The sequence below is a fragment of the Streptomyces sp. 378 genome (assembly GCF_030124145.1).
Lineage (GTDB): Bacteria > Actinomycetota > Actinomycetes > Streptomycetales > Streptomycetaceae > Streptomyces.
In genome coordinates this window covers 1-19,387 of record NZ_JASKMS010000036.1, presented here as the reverse complement: position 1 = coordinate 19,387, position 19,387 = coordinate 1, and the positions used below count along the sequence as shown (strand labels likewise).

The following is a 19,387-nucleotide window of genomic DNA, read 5'->3' as shown; positions in this document are numbered from 1 at the left end:
TTCCGACCCCTTACAGCTTCATCAGGCTGGCGTCGTCGACCGAGGCCGAGTGGCGGGCACGGAACAGGGACACGATGATCGCCAGCCCGACCACGACCTCGGCGGCGGCGACGACCATCGTGAAGAAGGCGATGATCTGGCCGTCGAGGTTGCCGTGCATCCGGGAGAAGGCGACGAACGCGAGGTTGCAGGCGTTGAGCATGAGCTCGACGCACATGAACACGACGATCGCGTTGCGCCTGATCAGCACGCCGGTGGCGCCGATCGTGAACAACAGGGCCGCGAGATAGAGGTAGTTGACCGGATTCACTTCGACCCCTCCTCGGACCGCTGGAACTTCGCCGGCCCGACCGCCCTGCGCTCCAGACGCTCCTCGGACCGCTGCTCCAGGGCCTTGAGGTCGTTGAGCGCCTCCCGCGACACGTCGCGGATCTGGCCGCGCTCGCGCAGCGTCTTGCTGACGGTGAGGTCGGACGGGGTGCCGTCGGGCAGCAGGCCCGCGATGTCGACCGCGTTGTGCCGGGCGTACACGCCGGGGGCGGGCAGGGGCGGCAGTTGCTTGCCCTCGCGCACGCGCTCCTCGGCGAGCTCCCGCTGCGTCTTGGCGCGCTCGGTGCGCTCGCGGTGGGTGAGCACCATGGCGCCGACGGCGGCCGTGATGAGCAGGGCGCCGGTGATCTCGAACGCGAAGACGTACCTGGTGAACAGGAGGGCGGCCAGGCCCTCCACATTGCCCCCGGCGTTCGCCTGGCCGATGCCGTTGAACTCCGTCAGGGAGGCGTTGCCGATCCCGGCGACCAGCAGGACGCCGAAGCCGAGCCCGCACAGCGCGGCCAACCAGCGCTGACCCTTGATGGTCTCCTTCAGGGAGTCCGCCGCGGTGACGCCGACGAGCATCACCACGAACAGGAACAGCATCATGATCGCGCCGGTGTAGACGATGATCTGGACGATGCCCAGGAAGTACGCGCCGTTGGCGAGGTAGAACACCGCCAGGACGATCATGGTTCCGGCGAGGCAGAGCGCGCTGTGCACGGCCCTCTTCATGAGGATGGTGCCCAGGGCGCCGATCACCGCGACGGTGCCGAGGATCCAGAACTGGACGGCCTCTCCGGTGGAGGTGGAGTAGGCGGCGAGCTGGGCGGTCATCGGCCGATCACCTCGTCCGACGCGGGTTCGGTCCCGCCGAAGGTCGAGTCGGCCTCCTGCACCACCTCGCCCTTGGAGTGGGCGACCTGCTGTTCGGTGCCGGGCGCGGCCTCCGTCACCAGACCCCGGTAGTAGTCCTGCTCGTCCGTGCCGGGGTAGATGGCGTGGGGCGTGTCGACCATGCCCTCTTCCAGACCGGCGAGCAGCTGCTCCTTGGTGTAGATGAGGTTGGCGCGGCTGGAGTCGGCCAGCTCGAACTCGTTGGTCATCGTGAGCGCGCGCGTGGGGCAGGCCTCGATGCACAGGCCGCACAGGATGCAGCGGGCGTAGTTGATCTGGTAGACGCGGCCGTACCGCTCGCCCGGCGAGTAGCGCTCCTCCTCGGTGTTGTCCGCGCCCTCCACGTAGATCGCGTCGGCGGGGCAGGCCCAGGCGCACAGTTCACAGCCGACGCACTTCTCCAGGCCGTCCGGATGGCGGTTGAGCTGGTGCCGTCCGTGGAAGCGCGGTGCCGTGGTCTTCTGCTGCTCCGGGTACTGCTCGGTCAGCCGCTTCTTGAACATGGCCTTGAAGGTCACGCCGAAGCCGGCCACGGGGTTCTGGAAACCGGGCTTGGTGTCCTTGGGTTCCTCAGTCATCGGACGCCTCCTTTCCATCCGTAGTTCCGCCCAGAGATTCGTCACTCCGAGTATCGGGGCCACCACTGACAATCAGCTCACGCTCACTGCGCGAGCGGCGGCGCGGGACTGGTGGGAGTTCCTGTCCCGGCAGGGGCGGCACGGGGAATCCGCCCGCCATCGGGTCGAAGGCGGGCGGGGCCTCCGCGGGTTGCTCGGCCTTCCTCGACTTCTCGCGGAACATGTCGACGACGAAGGAGAGCAGCAGCAGGGCGAGTACGCCACCGCCCACGTAGAGGGCGATGTCGGCGAAGTCGTAGCCCTGGTTCCTGAAGGCCCGGACGCTCGCGACGAGCATCAGCCACACCAGCGCGACCGGAATGAGGACCTTCCAGCCGAGCTTCATCAGCTGGTCGTAGCGAACGCGCGGGAGGGTGCCGCGAAGCCAGATGAAGAAGAAGATCAGCACCTGGAGTTTGACGACGAACCAGAGCATCGGCCACCAGCCGTGGTTCGCGCCCTCCCAGAAGGTGCTGATCGGCCAGGGGGCCCGCCAGCCGCCGAGGAACAGCGTCACCGCGATCATCGACACGGTGACCATGTGGATGTACTCGGAGAGCATGAACATCGCGAACTTGATGGAGCTGTACTCGGTGTTGAAACCGCCGACCAGGTCGCCCTCGGATTCCGGCATGTCGAACGGGGCCCGACTGGACTCGCCGATCATCGTCACCATGTAGATCAGGAACGAGACCGGGAGCAGCATGAAGAACCAGCGGTCCTCCTGGGCTCCGACGATCGCCGAGGTCGACATCGAGCCGGAGTAGAGGAAGACCGAGGCGATGGCGGCGCCCATGGCGATCTCGTACGAGATGATCTGCGCGCACGAGCGGATACCGCCGAGCAGAGGGTACGTCGACCCGGAGGACCAGCCGCCCAGGACGAAGCCGTACACCCCGAGGGAACCGATGGCCAGGATGTAGAGCATCGCGACCGGCAGGTCGGTGAGCTGCATCGTGGTGCGCTGGCCGAAGATCGAGATCTCGTTGCCGGCCGGGCCGAAGGGGATCACCGCGATCGCCATGAAGGCCGGGATGGCCGCGATGACCGGCGCGAGGACGTACACCGCCTTGTCCGCGCGCTTGACGATCACGTCCTCCTTCAGCATCAGCTTGATGCCGTCGGCGAGCGACTGGAGCATGCCCCAGGGGCCGTGCCGGTTGGGGCCGATGCGCAGCTGCATCCAGGCGACGACCTTGCGCTCCATGACGATGGAGACCAGCACGGTCACCATCAGGAAGGCGAAGCAGAACACCGCCTTGATGCCGACCAGCCACCACGGGTCGGTGCCGAACATCGAGAGGTCTTCAGCGGCGAGGTACGGGCTCATGCCTCCACCTCCTTGGGGGCCTCGCCGGCGAGCGTCGCCGGGCCGATGCGGACGAGGGAGCCGGGCCGCGCCCCGGTGTCGGAGGCGACGCCGCCGCCGGTGGAGTTCAGCGGCAGCCACACCACCCGGTCGGGCATGTCGCTGATCTGGAGCGGGAGTTCCACGACCCCCTGGGGGCCGGTGACCGCGAGCAGGTCGCCGTTCTCGACGCCCGCCTCGGCGGCCGTCGCGGACGACAGCCGCGCGCGAGCGGCGTGCCGGGTTCCGGCGAGTGCCTCGTCGCCCTGCTGGAGGACGCCCTGGTCGAGCAGCAGCCGGTGTCCCGCGAGTACGGCTTCACCGGCGGCCGGCCTCGGCAGCGCGGCCGCGGTCTCCAGGGGCTCACCGGCCCGCGGGCCGTCCCAGGCGCCGAGCCGGTCGATCTCGCCGCGCACGGTGCGCAGGTCCGGCAGCCCGAGGTGGACGTCCATGGCGTCGGCCAGCATCTGCAGCACGCGCGCGTCGGTGGGAGCCGAGCGGCGGGTCATCTGGTCGGGCTTGAGCGCCGCCTCGAAGAAGCGGATCCGGCCTTCCCAGTTGAGGAAGGTGCCGGCCTTCTCGACGACCGCGGCGACGGGCAGGACGACATCGGCCTTGCGGGTGATCTCGCTGGGCCGCAGTTCGAGGGAGACCAGGAAGCCCACCTCGTCCAGGGCGGCACGCGCGCGTGCCGGGTCGGGCAGGTCGGCGATCTCCACGCCCGCCACCAGCAGCGCCTGGAGCTCTCCGGTCGCGGCGGCCTCCACGATCTGGCCGGTGTCACGGCCGTAGCGGTGCGGGAGACCGGCGACGCCCCAGACGGCGGCGACCTCGTCCCGCGCGCGCGGGTCGGTGGCCGGGCGTCCGCCCGGCAGCAGCGACGGCAGCGCGCCCGCCTCGATCGCGCCGCGCTCCCCGGCCCGGCGCGGGATCCACACCAGCCGGGCGCCGGTCGCGGAGGCCGTGCGGGCGGCGGCGGTGAGCCCGCCGGCCACGGCGGCCAGCCGCTCGCCGACGACGATGACCGCGCCCTCGGTGCGCAGTGCCTCGGCGGCGAGCGCGCCGTCGTCCTCCAGGCCGGCGCCGCTCGCGAGCGCGTCCAGCCACTCGGTCTCGGTGCCGGGCGCGGCCGGCAGCAGCGTGCCTCCGGCCTTCTCCAGACCGCGCGTGGCGTGCGTGGCCAGGGAGTACACCTTCTGCCCGTGCCCCCGCCAGGCCTTGCGCAGCCGCAGGAAGACGCCGGGCGCCTCCTCCTCCGCCTCGAACCCGACCAGCAGGACGGCCGGTGCCTTCTCCAGCGCGGTGTAGGTGACGCCCGTGCCGTCGAGGTCCCGGCCGCGCCCGGCGATCTCGGCCGCGAGGAAGTCGGCCTCCTCGCTGCTGTGCACGCGCGCGCGGAAGTCGATGTCGTTGGTGTCGAGCGCCACGCGCGCGAACTTGCTGTACGCGTAGGCGTCCTCGACGGTGAGGCGGCCGCCGGTCAGGACTCCGGTCCGGCCCCGGGAGGCCAGCAGCCCCTGGGCCGCGATCTGCAGCGCCTCCGGCCAGGAGGCCGGTTCCAGCTCACCCTCGGCGTTGCGCACGAGCGGCGTCTCAAGCCGGTCGCGCTGCTGCGCGTACCGGAACCCGAACCGCCCCTTGTCGCAGATCCACTCCTCGTTGACCTCGGGGTCGTTGGCCGCGAGCCGCCGCATGACCTTGCCGCGCCGGTGGTCGGTGCGCGTGGCGCAGCCGCCGGAGCAGTGCTCGCACACCGACGGGGAGGAGACCAGGTCGAAGGGGCGGGAGCGGAATCGGTACGCCGCAGAAGTCAGCGCGCCGACCGGGCAGATCTGGATGGTGTTGCCGGAGAAGTACGACTCGAACGGGTCGCCCTCGCCGGTGCCGACCTGCTGGAGCGCGCCCCGCTCGATCAGCTCGATCATCGGGTCGCCCGCGACCTGGTTGGAGAACCGGGTGCAGCGGGCGCACAGCACGCACCGCTCGCGGTCGAGGAGCACCTGCGTGGAGATCGGCACGGGCTTCTCGTAGGTCCGCTTGCGGCCCTCGAAGCGGGACTCGGCGTCGCCGTGCGACATGGCCTGGTTCTGCAGCGGGCACTCACCGCCCTTGTCGCAGACCGGGCAGTCCAGCGGGTGGTTGATGAGCAGGAGCTCCATCACACCCTTCTGGGCCTTCTCCGCGACCGGGGAGGTGAGGTGGGTCTTGACCACCATCCCGTCGGTGCAGGTGATGGTGCAGGACGCCATGGGCTTGCGCTGGCCCTCGACCTCGACGATGCACTGGCGGCACGCGCCGGCCGGGTCGAGCAGGGGATGGTCGCAGAACCGGGGGATCTCGATGCCGAGCTGCTCGGCGGCCCGGATGACCAGGGTGCCCTTGGGCACGCTGATCTCGGCGCCGTCGATCGTCAGCGACACGAGGTCCTCCGGCGGGACCACTGTCTCTCCCCCGCCTGAGGGAGCGTTGGTGGTCACGGTCATGCGTTCACCTCCGTGCGGTCGGCCCAGGCCGTCGACTTGGCCGGGTCGAAGGGGCAGCCCCGGCCCGTGATGTGCTGCTCGTACTCCTCGCGGAAGTACTTGAGCGAGGAGAAGATGGGCGAGGCGGCGCCGTCGCCGAGGGCGCAGAAGGACTTGCCGTTGATGTTGTCGGCGATGTCGTTCAGCTTGTCGAGGTCGGACATCCGTCCCTTGCCGTCCTCGATGTCGCGCAGCAGCTGCACGAGCCAGTAGGTCCCTTCGCGGCAGGGCGTGCACTTGCCGCAGGACTCGTGGGCGTAGAACTCGGTCCAGCGCGTGACGGCCCGGACCACGCAGGTCGTCTCGTCGAAGCACTGGAGGGCTTTGGTGCCGAGCATGGAACCCGCGGCGCCCACTCCTTCGTAGTCAAGAGGGACGTCGAGGTGCTCGTCGGTGAACATCGGGGTCGAGGAGCCGCCCGGCGTCCAGAACTTGAGGCGGTGCCCGGGGCGCATCCCGCCGCTCATGTCGAGGAGCTGGCGGAGCGTGATCCCGAGCGGCGCCTCGTACTGGCCGGGGCTGGCGACATGACCGGACAGGGAGTAGAGCGTGAAGCCGGGCGACTTCTCACTCCCCATCGACCGGAACCATTCCTTGCCCCGCTGCAGGATCGCGGGAACCGACGCGATCGATTCGACGTTGTTCACCACGGTCGGGCAGGCGTAGAGGCCCGCGACGGCGGGGAAGGGAGGGCGAAGCCGCGGCTGGCCCCGGCGGCCTTCGAGCGAGTCCAGCAGCGCGGTCTCCTCACCGCAGATGTACGCGCCCGCGCCCGCGTGCACGGTGATGTCGAGGTCGAGTCCGCTGTCCAGGATGTTCTCGCCGAGGAAGCCCGCCTCGTAGGCCTCGCGCACGGCGGAGTGCAACCGCCGCAGCACGGGGACGACTTCACCCCGCAGATAGATGAAGGCGTGCGACGACCTGATGGCGTAACACGCGATGATCATGCCCTCGATGAGGCTGTGCGGGTTCGCGAAGAGGAGCGGGATGTCCTTGCACGTCCCGGGCTCCGACTCGTCGGCGTTGACCACGAGATAGTGCGGCTTTCCATCCCCCTGGGGAATGAACTGCCACTTCATGCCCGTGGGGAAGCCCGCGCCGCCGCGCCCGCGCAGACCGGAGTCCTTGACGTATGCGATCAGGTCGTCCGGCGACATGGCGAGCGCCTTGCGCAGCCCTTCGTAGCCGTCGTGCCGCCGGTAGACGTCCAGCGTCCAGGATTTGTCCTCGTCCCAGAAGGCCGACAGCACCGGTGCGAGCAGCTTCTCGGGGCTCATGTCTTTCAGCTCGGGTGCCAAGGTCATCACTCCCCCTCCTCGGCGGTGGGCCCGGCCGGGTGGGCCGGGTCGGAGGCCGACGTGTCCTGCGGCGCGTCGTGCGAGCTCAAGTGCTCCGTCGGCGACGGCTCGTGCGGTGCCCCGGTCCGGGCCGCCTCACCGCGCGGGTGCACCACGCGTGCGGCGGAGGCCTCCCCCTTGGCGAGCTTCAGGCCGACCAGGGAGGCGGGTCCCGCGCTTCCCCCGGACTCCACGGCCCCGTCCCGCTCGTCAGGGAAGCCGGCCAGGACCCGGGCGGTCTCCTTGAAGGTGCACATGCGCGCCCCGCGGGTGGGCGTCACCGGCCGTCCCGCGCGCAGGTCGTCGACGAGGCTTTTGGCGCTGGCCGGGGTCTGGTTGTCGAAGAACTCCCAGTTGACCATCACGACCGGCGCGAAGTCGCAGGCCGCGTTGCACTCGATGTGCTCCAGGGTGACCTTGCCGTCGCCGGTGGTCTCGCCGTTGCCGACCCCGAGGTGCTCCTGGAGCTCCTCGAAGATGGCGTCCCCGCCCATCACGGCGCACAGGGTGTTGGTGCACACTCCCACCTGGTAGTCACCGCTCGGGCGGCGGCGGTACATGGTGTAGAAGGTGGCGACCGCGGTGACCTCGGCCGTGGTCAGGCCGAGCACGTCCGCGCAGAACCGCATGCCGGTGCGGGTCACATGCCCTTCCTCCGCCTGCACGAGGTGCAGCAGCGGCAGGAGGGCGGACCGGGAGTCCGGGTAGCGGGCGATGATCTCGCGCGCGTCGGTCTCCAGACGGGTCCGGACGTCGTCCGGGTAGGCGGGTGCGGGCAGTTCGGGCATACCCAGGCTGACGCCCCGCTCGGAAGACGATGTGGTCATCGGTCGACGCCTCCCATCACGGGGTCGATGGACGCGACGGCGACGATGACGTCGGCGACCTGGCCGCCCTCGCACATCGCCGCCATGGCCTGCAGGTTGGTGAAGGACGGGTCGCGGAAGTGGACCCGGTAGGGGCGGGTGCCGCCGTCGGAGACGACGTGCACCCCGAGTTCGCCCTTGGGCGACTCGACCGCCGCGTACGTCTGTCCCGGCGGGACGCGGAAGCCCTCGGTGACCAGCTTGAAGTGGTGGATCAGGGCCTCCATGGAGGTGCCCATGATCTTCTTGATGTGGTCGAGGGAGTTGCCGAGGCCGTCGGGCCCCAGCGCGAGCTGCGCGGGCCAGGCGATCTTCTTGTCGGCGACCATGACCGGGCCGGGCTGGAGCCGGTCCAGGCACTGCTCGACGATCTTGAGGGACTGGCGCATCTCCTCCAGCCGGATGAGGAAGCGGCCGTAGGAGTCGCAGGTGTCGGCGGTCGGGATCTCGAAGTCGTAGGTCTCGTAGCCGCAGTACGGCTGGGCCTTGCGCAGGTCGTGCGGCAGGCCGGTGGAGCGCAGGATCGGTCCCGTCGCGCCGAGGGCCATGCAGCCGGCCAGGTCGAGGTAGCCGATGTCCTGCATGCGGGCCTTGAAGATGGGGTTCCCGGTGGCGAGCTTGTCGTACTCCGGGAGGTTCTTCTTCATCGTCTTCACGAACTCGCGGATCTGGTCCACCGCGCCGGGCGGCAGGTCCTGGGCGAGTCCGCCGGGGCGGATGTACCCGTGGTTCATCCGCAGGCCGGTGATCAGCTCGAAGATATCGAGAATGAGTTCACGATCACGGAATCCGTAGATCATGATCGTGGTGGCGCCGAGCTCCATGCCGCCGGTGGCGATGGCCACCAGGTGGGAGGAGATCCGGTTCAGCTCCATCAGGAGCACCCGGATGATCGAGGCGCGGTCCGGGATCTGGTCCTCGATGCCGAGGAGCTTCTCCACCCCGAGGCAGTACGCCGTCTCGTTGAAGAACGGCATCAGGTAGTCCATGCGCGTCACGAACGTGGTGCCCTGGGTCCAGTTCCGGTACTCGAGGTTCTTCTCGATACCGGTGTGGAGGTAGCCGATGCCGCAGCGGGCCTCGGTGACGGTCTCGCCGTCGATCTCCAGGATCAGCCGGAGCACGCCGTGTGTGGACGGGTGCTGCGGGCCCATGTTGACGACGATGCGCTCGTCGTCGGTGCGGGCCGCGGACTGGACGACCTCGTCCCAGTCGCCGCCGGTGACCGTGTAGACGGTGCCCTCTGTGGTCTCCCGAGGGGAGGCGTGCGAAGTGCTCATGAGTACGACCTCCGCTGGTCCGGAGCCGGGATCTGGGCGCCCTTGTACTCGACGGGGATGCCGCCGAGGGGGTAGTCCTTGCGCTGCGGAAAGCCCTGCCAGTCGTCCGGCATCATGATCCGCGTCAGGGCCGGGTGGCCGTCGAAGACGATTCCGAAGAAGTCGTACGTCTCGCGCTCGTGCCAGTCGTTCGTCGGGTAGACCTCGAACAGCGACGGGATGTGCGGGTCGCTGTCGGGGGCGCTGACCTCCAGGCGGATCACCCGGTTGTGGGTGATCGAGCGCAGGTGGTAGACGGCGTGCAGCTCGCGGCCCTTGTCGTTCGGGTAGTGCACGCCGCTGACGCCGGTGCACAGCTCGAAGCGCAGGGCCGGGTCGTCGCGCAGGGTGCGGGCGACGCGGACGAGGTGCTCGCGCTCGATGTGGAAGGTCAGCTCGTCGCGGTCGACGACCGTCTTCTCGATGGCGTTGTCCGGGAGCAGGCCCTGCTCCTCCAGCGCCCCTTCGAGTTCGTCGGCCACCTCGTCGAACCAGCCGCCGTAGGGACGGGCCGCCGGTCCCGGGAGCCGGACCGAGCGGACCAGGCCGCCGTAGCCGGAGGTGTCGCCGCCGCTGTTCGCGCCGAACATGCCGCGCTGGACGCGGATCTCCTCGCCGCCCTGGCCGCGCTGGCCGGGGAGGTTGGAGGCCGACAGGTCCTTCTCGGGGTTGACACCGTTGCCGTTCGCGTCGCTCACCGCAGCAGCCCCTTCATCTCGATCGTGGGCAGGGCCTTGAGCGCCGCCTCCTCCGCCTCGCGGGCCGCCTCCTCGGCGTTCACGCCGAGCTTGGAGGACTGGATCTTCTGGTGGAGCTTGAGGATGGCGTCCAGCAGCATCTCCGGCCGGGGCGGGCAGCCGGGGAGGTAGATGTCGACCGGCACGACGTGGTCGACGCCCTGGACGATGGCGTAGTTGTTGAACATGCCGCCCGAGGAGGCGCAGACCCCCATGGAGATCACCCACTTGGGGTTCGGCATCTGGTCGTAGACCTGCCGCAGTACCGGCGCCATCTTCTGGCTGACCCGGCCGGCGACGATCATCAGGTCCGCCTGGCGCGGCGAGCCCCGGAAGACCTCCATGCCGAAGCGCGCCATGTCGTAGCGGCCCGCGCCGGTGGTCATCATCTCGATGGCACAGCAGGCGAGGCCGAAGGTGGCGGGGAAGACGGACGACTTGCGCACCCAGCCCGCGGCCTGCTCGACGGTGGTCAGCAGGAAGCCGCTCGGCAGCTTTTCTTCGAGTCCCATGACGTGTGGCTCCTCAGTCCCATTCCAGGCCGCCGCGCCGCCATACGTACGCGTACGCGACGAAGACGGTGAGCACGAAGAGCAGCATCTCCACGAGCCCGAAGATCCCCAGGGCGTCGAAGCTGACGGCCCAGGGATAGAGGAAGACGATCTCGATATCGAAAATGATGAAGAGCATCGCCGTCAGGTAGTACTTGATGGGGAAGCGCCCGCCGCCGGCCGGCGTGGGGGTCGGTTCGATACCGCACTCGTAGGCCTCGAGCTTCGCGCGGTTGTACCGCTTGGGCCCGATCAACGTGGCCATCACCACGGAGAAGATCGCAAAGCCTGCCCCGAGGGCTCCCAGTACGAGGATGGGCGCATAAGCGTTCACCGCTCCTCGCTCCTCTCAGTCGGCACTGACTGCTGGCGGTTTGCGTCGGGCTCACATCCGCCCCACCTGTCCCTCGAACCTCGCCAGCCCCGGCGAAGATCGGGAACATGTGAAGCAGGTCACAAGCCCAACCGCGTGCATCCTATGCCCGACACTCTGTGATCTGCGACACGGGGTATTGCACAAGCTTTGTGATCTCCACCACCTGACGATCGATCATGAAGCCGGATGAGCGTTGATCTTCACACGCGAAGCGTCCGAGTGATCACGAGAGGTGACATTTTGGCACGTCATCGCAGGCCGGAGGGGTCGTCTCAATATCAAGAGGGTTCCCGTGCATGCAAATTGGCGAGGGAGTCGATCTCTTGGTAGAGGCCCGTTCACACGTCAGGGGGTGCGCGGGGCGAGGTGTGGACGTGTGCGCGCGTTCACGATCTCCGCGAGCTCGTGACCCGGTCGTGATCCACGCGCCGGGACGCGACCGCCGGGACAACCGTTCCGTGACCTCCGTCACATGGATGAGAGATCCATGAGAACGGGGCTTGGCCAATCAACCCAACCGATGGTAGGCCCGGGGCAATTCGGGCGTATTGATCAAACACCGTGATCACAGGCTGGTCACGGCGCGCCCGCAATGTCCGTTAGGGCGTCAATAAAGAGGCTCGTCGGGGGTTTTTGGGGGCCCGGATGAACAACTGTGGCGCAGCACACGTTTCTTGAAGATATGAAGGAGCCCCTGGTACCGGTTGTTCCCATGTCCCACACCGCTCACATACGCAGCCACCGGAAACCCCGCCGCAGCGCGACCTCTTCGATCGCCATGCGTGCCGGAGTCACCGGTGGCGTCCTCAGCATGGCGGCGGCAGGTGCGTCGGCTTCGGCGAGCGCCGCCGAGCCGGTGACGCAGACCATCGAACTGCCCACCCTGACGGCCGACCTGTCCGCTCAGGTGGCCCAGTCCGCGGCCGCCACCCAGCAGGCCGCCGCGACCTACGAGCTGCGCGCCGAGCGCGACGCGGCCGCCGCCAAGGCCGCCGCGGAGGCCAAGAAGGACCTCGCCGAGGCGAAGAAGAAGGCGGAGGCCAAGAAGAAGGCCGCCGAGGAAGCCCGCAAGGCCGCCGCCGAACGCGCCACGCGCAACGTCGAGCGCGCCACGCTCTCCGCCTCGGCCTCCACGTCCGCCTCCACCTCCACGTCCGTGTCGGCGCCCGCCAGCGGCAGCGTCGCGACGGTCATCTCGTTCCTCAAGGCCCAGCTGGGCGACGCCTACGTCATGGGCGCCACCGGTCCCAACGCCTGGGACTGCTCCTCCCTCGTGCAGGCCGCGTACAAGCAGGTTGGTGTGGACCTGCCGCGCATCTCGCAGGACCAGTCGATGGCCGGCACGGACGTCCCGCTGTCCAGCGTCCAGGTCGGCGACATCCTGTACTGGGGCGGCAAGGGCTCCGCGTACCACGTGGGTGTCTACATCGGGAACGGCCAGTACCTGGACGCGGCCAACCCCTCCAAGGGCGTCGTCATCCAGGATCTGTCGGGCTACCCGGCGTCGGGCGCGGTGCGCGTCCTCTGACGTCTCCGGCCGTCTGACACCTCCGCACGAACGGGCTTGAGGGCCGCTGCCACTTCGAGGCAACGGCCCTCCCGGCCTGTCCGGGGTCATCGGCCTTCCCCGACCCCCACTCTGCCCCCAGAGGCGCTCCAGTGGCCCTCAGGGCCGCTCTGGAGGCCATTCGGCACCGCGGCCTGCCCGTGCACTTCCCTCACTCGAGCACCCCGCGCCCGAATTGTCCCAGCCTGGCTGAGTATTGCTCCCCTGACGGGCCGTAAGTCCCGTACGCCCCGAAATGGTGCGGGCCGACGGCAGCGGGTGGCCGCAACCTCCCGTGCAGGACGGCGGCATGCGCAGCCGGCAAGGCGCTCGGGCCACCGGCAGGCCGCCCGCTCACGCCGTCGGCACCACGAACCGCCAGCCCGCTCACGCCGTCGGCATCGCAGGCCGACCACCCGCTCAAGCCGTCGGCATCACCACGCGGGCGCCCGGTCAGGCCTTCGGGGCCACCCTGCTCAGGCCGTTGATGATGCGGTCCATCGCGTCGCCGCCGGTCGGGTCGGTGAGGTTCGCGAGGAGCTTCAGGGTGAACTTCATCAGCATCGGGTGGGTGAGCCCGCGCTGGGCCGCGATCTGCATGACCTTCGGGTTGCCGATGAGCTTCACGAAGGCGCGGCCGAGCGTGTAGTAGCCGCCGTAGGTGTCCTTCAGGACGCGCGGGTAGCGCTGGAGGGCCAGTTCACGGCTCGCGGGGGTCGGCCGGGCGTGGGCCTGGACGATGACGTCGGCGGCGATCTGGCCGGATTCCATGGCGTAGGCGATGCCTTCGCCGTTGAAGGGGTTCACGAGGCCGCCGGCGTCGCCGACGAGCAGCAGGCCCTTGGTGTAGTGCGGCTGGCGGTTGAAGGCCATGGGCAGCGCGGCGCCGCGGATCGGACCGGTCATGTGGTCGGGGGTGTAGCCCCAGTCCTCCGGCATGGACGCGCACCAGGCCTTCAGGACCTCGCGCCAGTCCAGTTCCTTGAAGGAGTCGGAGGTGTTGAGGACGCCCAGGCCGACGTTCGACGTGCCGTCGCCCATGCCGAAGATCCAGCCGTAGCCGGGCAGGAGACGGTCCTCGGCGCCGCGGCGGTCCCACAGTTCCAGCCACGACTCCAGGTAGTCGTCCTCGTGGCGCGGGCTGGTGAAGTACGTGCGCACCGCCACCCCCATCGGGCGGTCCTCGCGGCGGTGCAGGCCCATCGCGAGGGACAGCCGGGTGGAGTTGCCGTCGGCGGCCACGACGAGGGGCGCTTGGAAGGTGACCTCGCGCTTCTCCTCACCGAGCTTGGCGTGCACCCCGGTGATGCGGCCGGTGCGGTCGTCGATGATCGGCGCGCCCACGTTGCAGCGCTCGAAGAGCCGGGCGCCGGCTTTCTGGGCCTGCCGGGCGAGCTGCTCGTCGAAGTCGTCGCGCTTGCGGACGAGGCCGTAGTCGGGGAAGGAGGCGAGATCCGGCCAGTCGAGCTGGAGCCGCACCCCGCCGCCGATGATGCGCAGGCCCTTGTTGCGCAGCCACCCGGCCTCCTCCGAGATGTCGATGCCCATCGCCACGAGCTGCTTGACGGCACGCGGGGTGAGGCCGTCGCCGCAGACCTTCTCGCGTGGGAACTCGGTCTTCTCCAGCAGGAGGACGTCGAGTCCCGCCTTGGCGAGGTGGTAGGCGGTGGTGGAGCCGGCCGGCCCCGCGCCCACGACGATCACATCGGCGGTGTTCTCGGAGAGGGGCTCGGTCACGACGGTCACGGCGGGATCTCCCCAAGTTCGGAATCTTGCGTGCCGACCGGCACTGGACATGGGCAGTCTATGCAGCAGCATTCATCACCCGGTTGAAGGGCTGCCCTCCGTGAATCGAGCTCTCCCCGCCGTGCGGCTTCGCGTCCCCACTCATGAGGACGCGTTCGTCTGGCACCGGATCTTCGACGACCCGGACGTCATGGAGTTCCAGGGCGGCAGGGCCGCGGAGCTCTCCGTCTACGAGGAGCTCACCGCCCGCCAGCGCCGGCACGACGCCGAACTCGGCTTCTGCCTGTGGACGGTGCTCGACGAGTCCGGGCAGGTCATCGGGTTCACGGGTGCCCAGCCGTGGGAGCGGGCCTGGGGCCCGGCGGGCGAGATCGAGATCGGCTGGCGGCTTGCCCGGGAGCACTGGGGCAAGGGCTACGTCACCGCGGCCGCGCGGCAGACGCTGGAGCGGATGCGGGTGACCGGCGTACCGGGCGTCGTGGCGATGGTCGACGCCCGCAACAGCCGGTCGATCGCGGTGACCCGGCGTCTGGGGATGCGCCTCGCCGAGACGTTCACGACACCGGCCGCGCGACGGACGGGGCACTGCTACCGGCTCGACCTCAAGGTCGTCGACGCACAGTAGTCGACTGTCACAGAAAGACACCTGTCGCTTACGGCCGGTGCGGGGCGGGAGTCACCCTTCCCGTACCGCTGGGGGTGACATCTGTGCACATGTCCCGCACCGCACCCGACGTGCGCGTCCCGCGCCTGGTCGGCCTGATGGCCGTGGACGCGCGGGAGACGGCCCGGGCACGGGGTCTCCTCCTCGGCGCGCCGGACCGGCCCGACTTCCACCTCGCCGTCGTCGACTACGTCGTACGCCAGTACCCGCAGGCCGGAGCCGAGGTACCGCGGGAGTCGATGGTCTACGTGTGGTTCGACCTCGGCCCGGGCGAGGGCGGCGGGGCGTGCACGAACCGCGGCTCCCGCTGGAGCCCGCCCCGGGGCGGGCTCCAGCGGGAGCCGGACGAGCCGGGCGACGACCCGTACCGGGTGCTCAGCCCCCGCCAGAGCGATCAGCCCTGCTTGAATCCCCGGTGCAGGGCGACGATTCCGCCGCTCAGGTTGCGCCAGGCCACCCGGGACCAGCCGGCCCCGCCCAGCCGCTCGGCCAGGGCGGGCTGGTCGGGCCAGGCGCGGATGGACTCGGCGAGGTAGACGTAGGCGTCGGGGTTGGAGGACACGGCCCGGGCGACCGGCGGCAGGGCGCGCATCAGGTACTCGGTGTAGGCCGTGCGGAACGGCGCCCACGTCGGGTGCGAGAACTCGCAGATCACGATCCGCCCGCCGGGCCGGGTCACCCGGAGCATCTCGCGCAGCGCGGCGTCCGTGTCCTGCACGTTGCGCAGCCCGAAGGAGATGGTGACGGCGTCGAAGGTGTCGTCCTTGAACGGCAGCCGCGTCGCGTCACCCGCGGTGTACGGCAGCCAGGGCCGGCGCTGCTTGCCCACCTGGAGCATGCCCTGCGAGAAGTCGCAGGGGACGACGTAGGCGCCGGTGCGGGCGAAGGGCAGCGAGGAGGTCCCCGTGCCGGCCGCCAGGTCGAGGATCTTCTGCGCCGGGCGCGCGTCGACCGCCTTGGCGACCTCCTTGCGCCATCGCCGGTCCTGGCCGAGGGACAGCACGTCGTTGGTCAGGTCGTACCGTTCCGCCACGTCGTCGAACATCGAGGCGACTTCGTGCGGCTGCTTGTCCAGGGATGCGCGGGTCACGGGCCCATTCTTGCAGCACCCCCTGCGGGCAGGAGCCGCGGCTTCTTCCGTGCCGCCACGTCCTCCACCCAGCCGCACAGCGGCACAGCAGCACGGACACCGTGCGCGGACAGCTCCGATTAGGCCGGGGCGGCGACCGGTCGCAGCGGAAGCACACAAGGGGGCTTCTGATGGATCTCCGTGGAAGAAGGAGCGGCGTTCGGTGCGTGCTCTCGGCGTGCCGGGCGGAAGGCCTCGTAGCGGAGCTACTAGGCCTTTTGTCCGGTGCGGCGAGAGTGCGTGCCGGGCGTCGCGACGCCGCGGAGATCCATCAGAAGCCCCCTAGGGCCGGGGGCGTTCGGCAAGGCGTTCGCGGGCTGATGCGTCCCGGGGTCAGCGGGACCGGTACACCAGTCGGCCGGCCAGCACGGTCGCCACACAGGTGGCCGCGCCGCGCTCCCGCAGGGCCGTCTCGTCGGGTACGTCGAACACGGCCAGGTCGGCCCGGCCGCCGACGGCCATCGGGGCGTGAACGGTACCCGCGAGGTCGTACCCCTCGGCGAACGGGTCGAGGTCGGGCCGCTCCCCGAGCAGTGTGCCGGGCGCCTTCGTGGTCCCCACGACGGTCAGTCCGGACCGGGCGACGGCCGTGGCCACCAGCGGATCGCGGAAGCGGGCGCCGGGCGAGGCGACCGCCGTCGTGCCGTAGCGCAGCATCCGCTGCACGCCGCGCCGCACGCTGCCCGACCAGCGGGTCTCGGTGAGGTCGCCCAGGGCCGCCAACCGCTCGCCCCACAGGGGCTGTTCGCCCAGCTCGTCGGCTTCGCGCGGGTCCGGGTGGTAGCAGTGGCGCAGCAGCCACAGCGGGTGCCACTGGCGCAGACCCGGGGTGAGCACGCCCGGCCAGCGCCGTACCCGCGCGCCCGGCGCGGTGTCGACGGCGTCCTCGTACGGCTCGACGGCGATGATCCGGTCGCCGTCCACCACGACGGCTCCGTCCACGACCGCGTCGTCCACGCCCGGTGCGCCGCCCGCCGGCAGGACCAGCGGGGCGGCGTGGATCGTCAGCACGGTCGGGTCAGTTGGGGGCCAGCAGCTTCAGCTCGGGGTGAGCCGTGCCGCCTTCGATGGCCGTGGAGGAGATGTGCGAGACCACGCGGTCGTCGACCGGGTCGTTCGCCGGGTCGTCGTGGACGACGAGGTGCTCGTACGTGGTCGCGCGCTGGGCGGGCACCCGGCCCGCCTTCCGGATCAGATCGATGATCTCCATCCGGTTGGACCGGTGCTTGGCGCCGGCCGACGACACCACGTTCTCCTCCAGCATGATCGAGCCGAGGTCGTCGGCGCCGTAGTGCAGGGAGAGCTGCCCGACCTCCTTGCCCGTGGTCAGCCACGAGCCCTGGATGTGGGCGATGTTGTCCATGAACAGCCGCGCGACGGCGATCATCCGCAGGTACTCGAAGAGCGTCGCCTGCGTGCGGCCCTTCAGGTGGTTGTTCTCGGGCTGGTAGGTGTACGGGATGAAGGCGCGGAAGCCGCCCGTGCGGTCCTGGACGTCCCGGATCATCCGCAGGTGTTCGATGCGCTCGGCGTTGGTCTCGCCGGTGCCCATGAGCATGGTGGAGGTGGATTCCACGCCCAGGTTGTGCGCGATCTCCATGATCTCCAGCCAGCGCTCGCCGGACTCCTTCAGCGGGGCGATGGCCTTGCGGGGCCGCTCGGGCAGCAGCTCGGCACCGGCACCGGCGAAGGAGTCCAGGCCGGCGGCGTGAATACGCCGGATCGCCTCCTCGACGGACACCTTCGAGATCCGGGCCATGTGCTCGACCTCGGACGCCCCCAGGCTGTGGATGACCAGCTGCGGGAATTCCTTCTTGATCGCCGCGAAGTGCTTCTCGTAGTACTCGACGCCGTAGTCCGGGTGGTGCCCGCCCTGGAACATGATCTGGGTGCCGCCGAGTTCGACGGTCTCCGCGCACCGGCGCAGGATGTCGTCCAGGTCACGCGTCCAGCCCTTGGCGGTGTCCTTGGGAGCGGCGTAGAACGCGCAGAACCGGCACGCCGTCACGCAGACGTTCGTGTAGTTGATGTTGCGCTCGATGATGTACGTCGCGATGTGCTCGGTCCCGGCGTACCGGCGGCGGCGTACGGCGTCGGCGGCGGCGCCCAGCGCGTGCAGCGGGGCGTCCCGGTACAGCACGAGCGCTTCGTCCGGGGTGATCCGCCCACCGGCGGCTGCACGGTCGAGGATGGGCTGAAGGTCGGCCTTCTCGGTCACCGGGCGTCCCTTTCGTAAGGGTTGTGGACGGACCAGCCCAGCGTACGCCAGGGGTTCCAAGGCCTGGACGTCAGGCCGTGCGGGCGGGGCCGGGGTACTCCGGGTACGGAGTGGGCGCCTGCGCCGGGGGCGAGAGGCGCTGCGGCCTGCGACGCCGGGCGAGCCACAGCACGATCGCGGCGTAGAGCAGGTCGGTGGCCACGGCGGCGACGGCCAGCGACCAGGGCGCGTCGGCCGCGGTCTCGTCCGAGGACAGTCCGCCGACGACCGCGGCGGAGGCGCCGAAGGCCAGCAGGTTGTTCAGGACGTGCAGGGCGATGGCCGCTTCCAGTCCGCCGGTGCGGATCGTGAGCAGTCCCGCCACCAGGCCGTTCACCAGCAGACCGAGGAACCCCCATCGGGTGCCCCAGCCGTGCGCCGCGGCGAACAGCGCGGCCTGCGGGATCACCACGATCCACGGCGAGCGCACGAAGGCGCCGACCGCCTGGGTCAGCCAGCCGCGGAAGACGTACTCCTCGGCCGCGGCCTGCAACGGGACGAGGGCCGCCAGCACGGCCATGGCCACGAGGAACGAGCGCCAGCCCACCCATGTCTCGGACCCGCCGGACCCGGCGGAGTCGTCCGGCAGGAGGAAGGCCGACACCGTGAGCAGCAGGACGGGCACCAGCCCGGCCAGCAGACACCACCCGAGCCAGCCGAACCGCAGCCGCCCGGTCACCGACGAGACGGTTCCGACCGGCCGTCTCGCCGGCCACAGCACGGCCAGCAGCACCACGGGCAGGGCTATCGCGATGGCCACCAGATCCGTCGCGGTGTTCCCGAGCGGCCCCAAGTCGGCGCCGCCGTCCGGCAGTTCCGGCAACCCGGCCATCGCCCCGAGCGCGTAGGAGGCGACGAGCAGCACGACCACCAGCACGGAGTAGCCGCAGACCAGAAGCAGCGTGCCGACCAACGGCCGCCACCAGCGGTGACGGCCTGTGGTGCGGTCCATCCGGTGGTAGGGGTGGCCGCCGGGGTCGGGGGCCGGGGCGGCGGGGTACGGCGTGGGGCCGGTGGGGTACGGGGTCGGGCCGGTGGGGTACGGGGATGCGTTTGTCATGATCAGCATCCTTACAGGGCCGGTTGCGCACAGGGGACTTAGAAGTCGTCTCATTTGGTGAGTCTGCGGTAGCAGATGAGGGTGCAGGCGATGCTGGTGAAGG

The 19,387-nt window shown here is 70.0% G+C and carries 18 protein-coding genes and 1 pseudogene; 3 read left to right on the top strand and 16 right to left on the bottom strand.

What is annotated here, in order from left to right; genetic code table 11:
• Positions 1-10: 10 nt before the first annotated feature.
• From nuoK to QNO09_RS34050, 11 genes are read right to left on the bottom strand one after another with little or no spacing between them, the layout of a single operon-like run.
• Positions 11-310, bottom strand: coding sequence for an NADH-quinone oxidoreductase subunit NuoK (gene nuoK, locus QNO09_RS34100; RefSeq protein WP_062928520.1), 300 nt, complete (start codon positions 308-310; stop codon positions 11-13).
• Complete coding sequence (locus tag QNO09_RS34095) at positions 307-1,149, bottom strand: NADH-quinone oxidoreductase subunit J (protein ID WP_283974101.1); 843 nt, start codon at positions 1,147-1,149, stop codon at positions 307-309. The genes nuoK and QNO09_RS34095 overlap by 4 nt, the downstream gene beginning before the upstream one ends.
• A complete protein-coding gene (gene nuoI, locus QNO09_RS34090) occupies positions 1,146-1,787 on the bottom strand; it encodes an NADH-quinone oxidoreductase subunit NuoI (protein WP_283974100.1) in 642 nt (213 codons plus the stop codon). Before nuoI ends, QNO09_RS34095 begins: the two co-directional genes overlap by 4 nt.
• The gene (nuoH, locus tag QNO09_RS34085; RefSeq protein ID WP_283974099.1) at positions 1,780-3,156 is read right to left on the bottom strand and encodes an NADH-quinone oxidoreductase subunit NuoH; all 1,377 of its coding nucleotides are present in this window, start codon (positions 3,154-3,156) and stop codon (positions 1,780-1,782) included. The genes nuoI and nuoH overlap by 8 nt, the downstream gene beginning before the upstream one ends.
• Entirely contained in the window at positions 3,153-5,657 is a 2,505-nt protein-coding gene (locus tag QNO09_RS34080) for an NADH-quinone oxidoreductase subunit G (protein ID WP_283974098.1), read from the bottom strand. The genes nuoH and QNO09_RS34080 overlap by 4 nt, the downstream gene beginning before the upstream one ends.
• The gene (gene nuoF / locus QNO09_RS34075) at positions 5,654-7,000 is read right to left on the bottom strand and encodes an NADH-quinone oxidoreductase subunit NuoF (protein WP_502962380.1); all 1,347 of its coding nucleotides are present in this window, start codon (positions 6,998-7,000) and stop codon (positions 5,654-5,656) included. Before nuoF ends, QNO09_RS34080 begins: the two co-directional genes overlap by 4 nt.
• A complete protein-coding gene (nuoE, locus tag QNO09_RS34070) occupies positions 7,000-7,860 on the bottom strand; it encodes an NADH-quinone oxidoreductase subunit NuoE (protein ID WP_283974096.1) in 861 nt (286 codons plus the stop codon). Before nuoE ends, nuoF begins: the two co-directional genes overlap by 1 nt.
• The gene (locus QNO09_RS34065; protein WP_283974095.1) at positions 7,857-9,179 is read right to left on the bottom strand and encodes an NADH-quinone oxidoreductase subunit D; all 1,323 of its coding nucleotides are present in this window, start codon (positions 9,177-9,179) and stop codon (positions 7,857-7,859) included. Before QNO09_RS34065 ends, nuoE begins: the two co-directional genes overlap by 4 nt.
• Positions 9,176-9,916: an NADH-quinone oxidoreductase subunit C gene (locus QNO09_RS34060; protein WP_283974094.1), complete on the bottom strand. Its 741-nt coding sequence runs from the start codon at positions 9,914-9,916 to the stop codon at positions 9,176-9,178. The genes QNO09_RS34065 and QNO09_RS34060 overlap by 4 nt, the downstream gene beginning before the upstream one ends.
• The gene (locus tag QNO09_RS34055) at positions 9,913-10,467 is read right to left on the bottom strand and encodes a NuoB/complex I 20 kDa subunit family protein (RefSeq protein ID WP_007387566.1); all 555 of its coding nucleotides are present in this window, start codon (positions 10,465-10,467) and stop codon (positions 9,913-9,915) included. Before QNO09_RS34055 ends, QNO09_RS34060 begins: the two co-directional genes overlap by 4 nt.
• Before the next feature lie 13 nt (positions 10,468-10,480).
• Complete coding sequence (locus tag QNO09_RS34050) at positions 10,481-10,840, bottom strand: NADH-quinone oxidoreductase subunit A (RefSeq protein ID WP_019755222.1); 360 nt, start codon at positions 10,838-10,840, stop codon at positions 10,481-10,483.
• 724 nt (positions 10,841-11,564) lie between these two features.
• Here QNO09_RS34050 and QNO09_RS34045 point away from each other — a divergent pair.
• Entirely contained in the window at positions 11,565-12,410 is an 846-nt protein-coding gene (locus QNO09_RS34045) for a C40 family peptidase (RefSeq protein WP_283974093.1), read from the top strand.
• A gap of 471 nt (positions 12,411-12,881) precedes the next feature.
• Here QNO09_RS34045 and QNO09_RS34040 read toward each other — a convergent pair whose 3' ends face one another.
• Positions 12,882-14,174 carry a geranylgeranyl reductase family protein gene (locus tag QNO09_RS34040; RefSeq protein WP_283974092.1) on the bottom strand — a complete coding sequence of 431 codons (1,293 nt, stop codon included), beginning with the start codon at positions 14,172-14,174 and terminating at the stop codon, positions 12,882-12,884.
• A gap of 100 nt (positions 14,175-14,274) precedes the next feature.
• Here QNO09_RS34040 and QNO09_RS34035 point away from each other — a divergent pair, with 100 nt between their 5' ends.
• On the top strand, positions 14,275-14,799 hold the full coding sequence (locus tag QNO09_RS34035; RefSeq protein ID WP_283974091.1) for a GNAT family N-acetyltransferase: 525 nt from the start codon (positions 14,275-14,277) through the stop codon (positions 14,797-14,799).
• An 89-nt stretch (positions 14,800-14,888) separates the two neighbouring features.
• A pseudogene (locus QNO09_RS34030) lies at positions 14,889-15,212 on the top strand (PASTA domain-containing protein); the annotation flags it as partial.
• Between the two features lie 20 nt (positions 15,213-15,232).
• On the opposite strand, the gene QNO09_RS34025 reads toward QNO09_RS34030, so the two are convergent.
• From QNO09_RS34025 to QNO09_RS34010, 4 genes are all read right to left on the bottom strand, one after another.
• Positions 15,233-15,928 carry a demethylmenaquinone methyltransferase gene (locus QNO09_RS34025; RefSeq protein WP_283974090.1) on the bottom strand — a complete coding sequence of 232 codons (696 nt, stop codon included), beginning with the start codon at positions 15,926-15,928 and terminating at the stop codon, positions 15,233-15,235.
• A gap of 372 nt (positions 15,929-16,300) precedes the next feature.
• Positions 16,301-16,978: an amidohydrolase family protein gene (locus QNO09_RS34020; RefSeq protein WP_283974089.1), complete on the bottom strand. Its 678-nt coding sequence runs from the start codon at positions 16,976-16,978 to the stop codon at positions 16,301-16,303.
• Positions 16,979-16,985: 7 nt separating this feature from the next.
• On the bottom strand, positions 16,986-18,185 hold the full coding sequence (mqnC, locus tag QNO09_RS34015; protein ID WP_283974088.1) for a cyclic dehypoxanthinyl futalosine synthase: 1,200 nt from the start codon (positions 18,183-18,185) through the stop codon (positions 16,986-16,988).
• Between the two features lie 70 nt (positions 18,186-18,255).
• Entirely contained in the window at positions 18,256-19,284 is a 1,029-nt protein-coding gene (locus tag QNO09_RS34010; RefSeq protein WP_283974087.1) for a CPBP family intramembrane glutamic endopeptidase, read from the bottom strand.
• Positions 19,285-19,387 lie beyond the last annotated feature (103 nt).

What these genes read in the sequence shown, in the direction of transcription:
- QNO09_RS34045 (WP_283974093.1), top strand. Translation starts at nt 11,565, where the DNA reads ATGAAGGAGCCCCTGGTACCGGTTGTTCCCATGTCCCACACCGCTCAC.
- QNO09_RS34055 (WP_007387566.1), bottom strand. Translation starts at nt 10,467, where the DNA reads ATGGGACTCGAAGAAAAGCTGCCGAGCGGCTTCCTGCTGACCACCGTC.
- nuoF (WP_502962380.1), bottom strand. Translation starts at nt 7,000, where the DNA reads ATGACCTTGGCACCCGAGCTGAAAGACATGAGCCCCGAGAAGCTGCTC.
- QNO09_RS34065 (WP_283974095.1), bottom strand. Translation starts at nt 9,179, where the DNA reads ATGAGCACTTCGCACGCCTCCCCTCGGGAGACCACAGAGGGCACCGTC.
- QNO09_RS34010 (WP_283974087.1), bottom strand. Translation starts at nt 19,284, where the DNA reads ATGACAAACGCATCCCCGTACCCCACCGGCCCGACCCCGTACCCCACC.
- nuoH (WP_283974099.1), bottom strand. Translation starts at nt 3,156, where the DNA reads ATGAGCCCGTACCTCGCCGCTGAAGACCTCTCGATGTTCGGCACCGAC.
- QNO09_RS34095 (WP_283974101.1), bottom strand. Translation starts at nt 1,149, where the DNA reads ATGACCGCCCAGCTCGCCGCCTACTCCACCTCCACCGGAGAGGCCGTC.
- QNO09_RS34080 (WP_283974098.1), bottom strand. Translation starts at nt 5,657, where the DNA reads ATGACCGTGACCACCAACGCTCCCTCAGGCGGGGGAGAGACAGTGGTC.
- nuoE (WP_283974096.1), bottom strand. Translation starts at nt 7,860, where the DNA reads ATGACCACATCGTCTTCCGAGCGGGGCGTCAGCCTGGGTATGCCCGAA.
- nuoI (WP_283974100.1), bottom strand. Translation starts at nt 1,787, where the DNA reads ATGACTGAGGAACCCAAGGACACCAAGCCCGGTTTCCAGAACCCCGTG.